General features: G+C 67.6%; 7 protein-coding genes. 2 read left to right on the top strand and 5 right to left on the bottom strand.

Translation table 11 applies throughout. The features are described from left to right. Positions 1-222: 222 nt before the first annotated feature. Both AC07AG_RS42515 and AC07AG_RS42520 read right to left on the bottom strand, forming a co-directional pair. On the bottom strand, positions 223-1305 hold the full coding sequence (locus AC07AG_RS42515) for a prephenate dehydrogenase (protein WP_478762572.1): 1083 nt from the start codon (positions 1303-1305) through the stop codon (positions 223-225). A gap of 165 nt (positions 1306-1470) precedes the next feature. Beyond that, complete coding sequence (locus AC07AG_RS42520; protein WP_478762564.1) at positions 1471-2520, bottom strand: methyltransferase; 1050 nt, start codon at positions 2518-2520, stop codon at positions 1471-1473. Positions 2521-3056: 536 nt separating this feature from the next. Here AC07AG_RS42520 and AC07AG_RS42525 point away from each other — a divergent pair. Beyond that, entirely contained in the window at positions 3057-3980 is a 924-nt protein-coding gene (locus AC07AG_RS42525) for a phytanoyl-CoA dioxygenase family protein (RefSeq protein ID WP_469031493.1), read from the top strand. 286 nt (positions 3981-4266) lie between these two features. On the opposite strand, the gene AC07AG_RS42530 is transcribed toward AC07AG_RS42525, so the two are convergent. From AC07AG_RS42530 to AC07AG_RS42540, 3 genes are read right to left on the bottom strand one after another with little or no spacing between them, the layout of a single operon-like run. Then, positions 4267-5004 carry a thioesterase II family protein gene (locus AC07AG_RS42530; protein ID WP_478762566.1) on the bottom strand — a complete coding sequence of 246 codons (738 nt, stop codon included), beginning with the start codon at positions 5002-5004 and terminating at the stop codon, positions 4267-4269. Beyond that, the gene (locus AC07AG_RS42535; RefSeq protein WP_478762574.1) at positions 5001-6242 is read right to left on the bottom strand and encodes a cytochrome P450; all 1242 of its coding nucleotides are present in this window, start codon (positions 6240-6242) and stop codon (positions 5001-5003) included. Before AC07AG_RS42535 ends, AC07AG_RS42530 begins: the two co-directional genes overlap by 4 nt. Positions 6243-6247: 5 nt before the next feature. Further along, on the bottom strand, positions 6248-6559 hold the full coding sequence (locus tag AC07AG_RS42540) for a phosphopantetheine-binding protein (protein ID WP_478762568.1): 312 nt from the start codon (positions 6557-6559) through the stop codon (positions 6248-6250). A 505-nt stretch (positions 6560-7064) separates the two neighbouring features. On the opposite strand from AC07AG_RS42540, the gene AC07AG_RS42545 reads away from it, so the two are divergent. Continuing rightward, positions 7065-7901 (top strand): putative nonproteinogenic amino acid hydroxylase, encoded by an 837-nt coding sequence (locus AC07AG_RS42545; protein ID WP_478762570.1) that lies wholly within the window; start codon positions 7065-7067, stop codon positions 7899-7901. Positions 7902-8143: the final 242 nt, after the last annotated feature.

Raw genomic sequence — 8143 nt, forward strand, 5'->3', positions numbered from 1 at the left:
CAGCAGCTTGGCCATGGAACACCTCCCTCCCTGCGCTAGTAAGCGCTGTTGAGTACCGGTACACCGTAACGCTGACTACCGGTACTTAGCAAGACAGACTAGGGAAGGCGTGGATCCGCACCGCTCGTCCGGAGGTCCACGGCCATCGCGAACGGCCCCCAACTCACCTGTTTTGTCAGGCGAGTTGAGGGCCGTGCGTCGACGGGGGAGAGCTCGGCGCCGCTAGTGGTGCCGCCACCCACGGTTGTGCAGGGTCGTCACCAGTACCTCGCGCAGATCCCGGGTGACGCTGAGCTGGGCACGGCCGGTCGGCCGGCCTGCCGAGTGCTCCAGGTGCACGTCTTCGACGTTGACGCCGGCGCTGGAGGCGTCGGTGAAGAGCCGGGCCAGTTCGCCCGGCTGGTCGCCGATCATGACCGTCACCGTCTCGTACTGTTCCGGAACGGTGCCGTGCTTGGCGGGGATCCGGGCCCGTCCTGCCTGTCCGCGGCGCAGCAGGTCCTCGACGATGCGCGCGCCATTGCTGCGCTTGTCGTCGTCGGTCGCCCCCATGGCCCGCAGACCCATGACGGCGTCGTCCAGGCTCTCCGACAGCTCTTCGAGCAGATCGGCCACCACCAGCGCGTTGGCATCGAGGATGTCCACCCACAGGCGCGGGTCCGCGGCCGCGATACGGGTGAGGTCGCGTACGCCCGAGCCCGCGAGGCTCACCATGCGCTCATCGGCCGGTTCCAGGAGGGCGGCGACCAGGCTTGCCACCAGGTGCGGGGCGTGCGAGACAAGGCCGACCGCGCGGTCGTGGGCCGCCGCCTCCATCAACACGGGCACGGCCCCGCACACCGCCACGAGTTGGAGTGCCGCGTTCAGGGTGTCGGTGTCGGTCTCGCTCGTGGGCGTGAGGACCCAGTTGCACCCGTCGAAGAGATCCGCACGGGCGGCGAGCGGCCCGCTGCGCTCGCTGCCCGCCATCGGATGGCCGCCGATGTAGCGTGCGTTGTCGCAGGCGAGAGCGATGACGTCCTGCTGCGGCCTGGCCTTGACGCTGGCGACGTCGGTGTAGTGCCGCGCCACGTCTTCGGCCTGCAGGCGTACGAGGACGTCGGCCACCAGCGCCGGCGGGACGGCCACGACGGCCAGATCCACCGTCTTCGGCGGTTGTTCCACGGAGCCGGCGCCGAGCGAGGACGCGATCTTGGCCGAGACGGGATCCGAGTCCCTCAGGTACACGCCGACCCCGTGGGCCTTGAGGGCCAGCGCGACCGAGGTTCCTATCAAACCGGTGCCGACCACCAGGACATCTTTCATCGAGACCATTTCCACTCCTGGGTCGGCAACGGAGCGGATGCTGTGGACGCACCCGGGCGTTGCTCAACGTTCCGATGGTGCCTACCGACGGATCGTGCTTACTGGTGGAGCCCACTTCCTGAGCGCGTGCTGTCCGGGGCCGTCCGGAGCCGTCCGGACCGGCCGTCAGCCGCTCGGCAGGAGCGACGGGGACGCGGTCGCCTCGATGAGGCTGAAGCTCGACTCCCCGACGGGCAGCACCCTGGTCCTGACGAGGCCCGCGGCGGCGAACAGCTTGTCGAACTCCGACAGCGTGCGCTCCCGGCCGCCGAGGAGGACCAGCATGCCGAGGTCGCTCCAGCGTGCCGGATGGGGTTCGGTGGCCTCGGGCACGAGGAGTTCGCACACCAGGATCCGGCCGCCGGGGGACAGCGCCCTGAGGCTGGCGCGCAGGATGTCGGCAGCCTTCTCGTCGTCCCAGTCGTGCAGCACGCTGCCCAGCACGTGCACGTCCGCACCCTTGGGGAGCTCGTCGAAGAAGTCACCGGTCACCAGCGTGCACCGGTCCCGGACCGGGGCGAGCGGGGTGTCGTGCGCCGCCAGGTCGATCACCGAGCGGCGATCGAACAGCACGCCGCTCAGGTGTGGTTGGGCCTGCAGGATCGCGGAGATCACCGTGCCCGTGCCGCCTCCGATGTCCATGACCGTGCGCGCCTCGTCCCACACCGGAAGTTCGGCCAGGCCGCCGTAAAGGCGCTTGGCCCGCTCCTTCATGCGGGTGTTGAAGGCGGCCTCGGACGTGGGCTTCGTGTCCTGGTCCACGAAGAAGGTCTCGCCGTGGGCCGCCGGGAGCGGCTTCCTGTCCGCCGCGGCGTCGGCTGCCCGCAACCAGGCCCGGTACGAATCCAGGTTGGACAGCGTGGCCCGCATCGACACGGCCGAGTCGGCCTTGAGGACCGCGCCCAACTCCGTGGGGGCAAAACGCCCACGATGGTTCCGGGCGAAGAAGCCCGCACCGGTGAGGGCGTTCAACAGGCTCATGAGCGGCTCCGCCGCGAAGCCGACGGTGTCCGCGAGTTCCTCGGGCGTCGACCCGTCCGGCGCACAAGCGTCGGCCACACCAAGTCGGGCGGCTATGGCCAGCGCATAGGGGAGCACCGTGACGATGCTATCGTCCGCCATCAGCAGGAATTCGCGCACGACCGGATCGGGCACGGCGCGCACCAGCTTTTCCAATTCAGTCAGCGTACTCGCCCCACTCTTAGTCGATGCCTGTCGGGTTGCGAAAGTAACTGCGCCGTCCGCCGGCAGAGATGTGCAATTCGGGTTCATGGAAGCATTTCCATCCTCATGTGCCACGCCTACGAGGATTCCAGAAGGCGGCTGAAAATCACAGATTCACATCCAGATTTGGGCCCCCGTCCGCCCGTTCAACGGTCAGGGTGGACGTGGCTGCCGTTCGACATTCCGTGAAGTAATGGACGGGCAGCCGGGACACGCTCTATGGTCGGCCGCGACGAGGTATCCGCTGAATACCGGCGGACGTGGGCGTCCGCACCGCTGTCCTGTCGACGGGACAGCGGAAGGCCCCGGCAGGGCAAGCCGCGCCTTCGTACGCGCCGGAGTCGCTGTCGATCAAAATCATCGAGGTTGCCGAACGCCTAATGCTCGCTCTCGCGCTGGTCGGCGGTTTCGCCGTCATGGCCGCGCCGGGCATATAACCCGTTCCGCAAGGCATGCAGTACCCGAAACACCTGAAAAGGAGCTGACGCATGAACCCACTCGGCGATGGTGTTCTGGAGAAGGCTGCGGCGGAGTACGCCGAGCAGGGCTTCTCCATCATCCGCAACGTCGTTTCGAAGGAACTCCTGGAAGAGGTGAACGCCCATGTCGACTGGCTCACCCGCAAGTACCCGGATCTTCGTCCCGAGCACTTCCACCACCCGCTGATACGCAACGACGCCTTCTGGGCGCGCCTGGTCTCCGACTCCCGTCTGGTGGACATAGCGGAGTTCTTCCTCGGCCCCGATCTGGCGTCCTTCACCGCCCACTACATCTGCAAGCCTCCGTACGACGGACAGCCCGTGCTGTGGCACCAGGACGGGGCGTACTGGCCGCTGAGCCCCATGGAGGCGCTCACGGTGTGGCTGGCCGTCGACGAGTCCACCACGGAGAACGGCTGCCTGCAGATGATCCCGGGCAGCCACGCGCTGCCGCTGCACCAGCCGTCGTCCCGCACGGACACGGACAACATGCTGTTCTCCTCCTCCGACGAGAACCTGGTGCGCGAGTGGGTCGAGGAGCGCGGCATCGTGCACATCGAGCTCCAGCCGGGGGACGTATCGATCCATCACCCCAACCTGCTGCACTGCTCGGACCCGAACACCTCCGCCAAGCGGCGGTGCGGTCTCGACATGGGCTACATCTCGACGAGCACGCAGACCCACGGCAACGGGGTCTACATCGACCCGCTGCTGGTGCGCGGCAGCGACACCAAGGGCCTCAACAGCTACCGCCCCTTCCCCACTTACCAGGAGGGCGAGACGATTCCGTTCGCCGGCCAGGACGAGTGGGACGACCAGGCGGCCAAGCTCAACGCGGCCCTGCCGGTGCGGTCCCAGGACCTCTCCGAGAGCCCGATCGAGACGACCCGGCACATGATCGACCGGCTGCGCGAGGGCACCACGTCCCGCTGAGCGCAGCAGGAACACAGCAGGAACACAGCAGCATCGGCCGATGGCCCACCGCGGACACCCGCGGTGGGCCATCGGCCGATGGCTTTTGCAGTGGACCCCGGTGACGGAGTGGCGGTCGATGCGCCGGCTGCCGTGCTGGCGGAGCCGGATCGCGTGGTCGTCCCCGATGGATCCCACGAAGACGCCCGCGCGCGTCCCCGCGAGATCTGCGGGGATGCGCGCGGGCGTCCTCCGGCGCTCCCATGACCCGGTCTCCCGGGCAGGGCGCCGCAAGCCGCGTACCGCGTCAGTGCCAGGAGGTCAGCAGCTTCAGCAGTTCCTCCGGCGCCTTCAGGAAATCGTGGTGTCCGCCGTCGATGACGCGGAACTCGACCGAATCCGCGTACTGACGCCAGCCCTCGAGCTGATCGAGAGTCATCTCGGGGTCGTCCCGCCAGTGCAGTACGACGATGGGGCATCCCACCGCGACGGGCTCCGTCCGCCGGTACTCACTCGCGGCGGCGAGATCACGCAGCAGCACTGCCAGGCCCACATCGATCATGTCCGGCCGCGGTTCGATGCCCCGGCCGCGGACGACCGATTCCAGCTCGGCGCGCAGCTCGGATTCGGTCATGGCGAGCATCCGGTCGCGCGAGGCGTCGTGCGGTGCCGGCTGGCCCGACACGAAGAGGCAGTCCGGCCGGCGCAGACCCCGTTCGGCGAGCCGAACCGCGGTCTCGTACGCGGGAAGCGCGCCCGCGCAGTGCCCGAAGAACGCGAACGGCCGGTCGGAACGCGGCGCAAGCTGTTCCACCAGGCTGGCGGCGAGGTTGTCGTAGGTGCCGTAGTGGGGTGCGGCCAGCCGGTTCTCGCGGCCGGGGAACTGCACCGGGCTGACCTCGACATCGTCGATGGCGGTCGGCCAGGCGCTGAACGCCGAAGCTCCTGACCCTGAGTAGGGGAAGCAGAAGAGCTGTGCGCGGTGATCGCCGGACTGCGGCCGGACGAACCACGGCGACGTGGCGGTGGCGGTGCCGGATGTCATGGCGTCCTTCGTTTCTGGGCGACGATGGGGAGGTGGGTCATCCCGGCGATGAAGTACGACCGCAGGTGCTGCGGTTCGCCGGCGAGGTCGATGGAGCCGAACCGCTGGAGCAGCTCCTCGAAGAAGATGCGCAGGGTCATCCGGGCCAGCGGCGCACCGATGCAGAAGTGTGCTCCGAAGCCGAACGCCACCTGGCGTTTCGCGCCACTGCGTGTGATGTCGAAGTCGTGCGGGTCGGGGAACTGGGACGCGTCCCTGTTGGCCGAACCGATCCAGGCGACGACCGCTCCGCGGGCCGGGATCGTGCCTCCGGCGATCTGGACGTCGTCGACGGCGTACCGCATGAAGTTGCAGGCGGCCGATGTCCAGCGAAGGCCTTCCTCGACCAGGTTCGGGATCAGGCTCGGGTCGGCCTGTGCCTTGGCGAACTGCTCGGGCCGCTCGATGAGTGCCTGCACGGTGCCGGAAACGGTGTGCGGGGTCGTGACGTTGGCGCCCAGCAGGATGCTGTAGCCGTCGAGCGCGATCTCCTCGTCGGTCAGCGGCGCGCCTCCCGGGCGGACGCTCATGAGGTGGTGGAGCAGGCTGTCGTCCTCGTGTTCGTCGGCCCGCCGCGTCTTGACCCACTCCTTGACGTAGCTGAGCAGCTCGTGGTGGGAGATGGCCAGGGTCGCGGCCTCGCTGCCCTGCAGGAAGTGCGGGTCCGAGGGAGCCGTCACCATCGCGGTCAGCTGGACGAGTTCTTCCCAGTCCTTCTCCGGGATCCCGAGGAGCGGGCCCGTCACCAGGGCGGGCAGGAGCAGTGCTCGCTCGGCCAGGTCGAAGGTCTCCCCGTCGAGTGCGGGCTGGAGGAAGCGCACGATCGTCGTGCGGATGCTGTCCTCCCAGGACTTCACCGCCCGAGCGGTGAGCTTGGACCCGAGGGGCCTGCGGACCTCGGTGTGCCGCGGCGGGTCGGTGGACGTCATCAGCGTGCCTGCGGCGACGTCGTCCGTCCCGAGGTGGGTGGGTACGGTGCCGCGCTCGGAGGTGAACTCGCGGTGGTCGCCGAGCACCCGGCAGACGTCCTCGTAGCGGGTGACGGACCAGAACTCCCGTCCGTCGGGCAGGACTTGGTGGTGCAGCGGCGCCTTCTCCCGCATCGCGTCCCAGATGGGGTGCGGGTCGCCCGACGTGTAGAGGTCCAGGTCGAACAGGTCGACGCTGTCGAGGTCGATGTCACGGGGGGCGCCCGGCATCAACCTCACGGCCTGGCCCTTCCCTGCTCTATCAGCTCGGCGACGCGCGCCGGCGTCTGAGCCAGGTAGAAGTCGCGTACGGACAGCTCGACGCCGTAGTCCTTGGCCACTCGGTCGATGATCTTGATTCCGAGCAGTGAGTTGCCGCCGAGCGCGAAGAAGTCATCGTCCGCCCCGACGTCACTGGCGTCGAGGTACTCCTGCCACAGTGCCGAGACCTCCCGCACCAGTGGCTCGGGCGCACCCGAAGGCGCGCCTTGTCCCTCCGAAGCCTCGTCCTGCCCCTCTCGCTCCTTGACCTGCGGCGACGATTCCATAGCCAGCCTTTTCCTTCCTGCGCCGAATGGGAGTGCCTGCCCACGCCATCACGGCCGCTGAGGGAATTTTCCGTTGCCTCGTCGGCGAGATGGATCCTTTGAATGGCTGAAAGGAGTCCGGGGGATTTCTCCTGGTGAATTGTTCACGCCCGGGGGCCATCGCAAAGCCAAGATATTTGGCCGGGAAGCCCCGCACAAGAGATGACAGTGCGCGAACGCCCCCGCAGGGCGCCGGTGTCCCGGTAACAGGACAGGAACTCACGCTCTTCCCCGCCTGGTTGCCGGGGCGCCGGGCGGCTCTTTCGCGCCCGTGACATGTGCGGATCGGCGCGAATCACATCATCCGCTCAAGGAGTGCTCGAAGAATGCTCAAGGCCGACTAAGAGCAGCTGCGCGCAGCGAAGCCGACGCGTTCCGGAACAGTTACGGTGACGGACGGAAATGACCTGCTCGGCAGCTTACCTGGCATGTCGAATAATTTGACTGTTGAAGGGGAGGGACTTCCTTGCTCAAGTCACAAAGGCTCGCGGTGCTGCCCATCGACCAGTACGACCTGGATTCCGAGTTCTCCGTCGTTGACGGCCATGCGTACGGAGGCGAATACGACGCCTTCACCTTCGGTTCGTGGTCGTCCCACGTCCTGGCCAACGGCAGCGGCGCGGATTCCGACACCTCGTTCCGCCCCCATGACGGCCGTATGGCCCTCACCGACCTGGGCAAGCAGTTGCCGGGCATCATGTCCCTGGTGACCGAGCATTTTCCCCTGGACCGGTTGCAGTGGGTGCGCATCTTCCGGGCCGAGGACGCCATCCTCGCCCCGCATGTGGACTTCCTCGAATGGGCCGAACCCGGCACCAGGCTGCAGATTCCGCTGCGCACCAGCGAGGAGAACCTCCATTCGGAGAACGACACCGTCTACCACCTCCGCCGCGGTGAGGTCTGGAAGATTCACACGACCGATCCTCACTCGACACGCAGCTCCGCCGAGACGGCCCGTCTCTCCCTCTGCCTCGACTTCTCGGGCGCCGATGAGCCCATCGCGATCCGGGGGGAAGTACCCGCGACCGAGCCCGTCCGCATCATCGAACGGCCCGAGGCGTCCGAAGCGGAGCTCAAAGAACTCCTCGGCGTCGGCAGCGGCTTCTCCCCGGAGTCCATGCGGTCGGAGTTCCGTCGATTCGTCGAGTTCCACTTCGAGCGGCGCTCGCACGCGGCCCAGACGTACGACTGGTACGAAGAGGCGGCGCGGCTCACCGGGAATGCCGACATGGCCGTGAAGGCGCGTGCGTTCGGCACCTACTGCATCCAGAAGCGGGCCGACGGGGAGGTCTTCCTCTGGTGAGAGGTCTCGTCAGGCCCGGACTCCGAGCGATCCCGTTGGACGAACCGCCCGCCAGGCTCGGTGAGTTGCAGGCGGGCGGTGCCGTGAAGACAGGCCGCTGCCGCTGAGCTGGGCGTTCGCAGTGCAGGCACACACCTCCGCTATTCCGTCTTGCTAAGTACCGGTAGTCAGCGTTACGGTGTACCGGTACTCAACAGCGCTTACTAGCGCAGGGAGGGAGGTGTTCCATGGCCAAGCTGCTG

The organism is Streptomyces sp. NPDC044044 (assembly GCF_056434405.1).

Coding starts and splice junctions, on each gene's coding strand:
- AC07AG_RS42515 (WP_478762572.1), bottom strand. CDS start 1,305: ATGAAAGATGTCCTGGTGGTCGGCACCGGTTTGATAGGAACCTCGGTC.
- AC07AG_RS42525 (WP_469031493.1), top strand. CDS start 3,057: ATGAACCCACTCGGCGATGGTGTTCTGGAGAAGGCTGCGGCGGAGTAC.
- AC07AG_RS42530 (WP_478762566.1), bottom strand. CDS start 5,004: ATGACATCCGGCACCGCCACCGCCACGTCGCCGTGGTTCGTCCGGCCG.
- AC07AG_RS42535 (WP_478762574.1), bottom strand. CDS start 6,242: ATGCCGGGCGCCCCCCGTGACATCGACCTCGACAGCGTCGACCTGTTC.
- AC07AG_RS42540 (WP_478762568.1), bottom strand. CDS start 6,559: ATGGAATCGTCGCCGCAGGTCAAGGAGCGAGAGGGGCAGGACGAGGCT.